Below are 255 nucleotides of genomic sequence, written 5' to 3'. Positions count from 1 at the left end.
AGTCGTCCTTCTCCTGCTTCGGCTTCTGGGTGAAGAGGTTGTAGGCAAGGCGGACCGTCATCTGGCCCTCGTCCGAGAGCTTCTGGATGACGGCATAGTCATCCGGGTAGTTCTGGAAGCCGCCGCCAGCGTCGATGACGCTGGTGACGCCGAGCCGGTTGAGCTCGCGCATGAAATGACGGGTCGAGTTGACCTGGTAATCGAAGGGCAGCTTCGGCCCCTTGGCGAGCGTCGAATAGAGGATGCCGGCATTGG

General features: G+C 61.2%; 1 protein-coding gene. It reads right to left on the bottom strand.

Annotated elements, in window-relative coordinates:
• The coding region (locus IB279_RS36905; RefSeq protein ID WP_192341305.1) for an amidohydrolase family protein at positions 1–255 on the bottom strand (255 nt) is incomplete at both ends.

The sequence above is a fragment of the Ensifer sp. ENS06 genome (assembly GCF_014852205.1).
GTDB classification, from domain to species: Bacteria; Pseudomonadota; Alphaproteobacteria; order Rhizobiales; family Rhizobiaceae; genus Ensifer; species Ensifer adhaerens.
The sequence above is the reverse complement of the archived record's forward strand: the minus strand, read 5'-3'. Positions and strand labels throughout refer to the sequence as shown.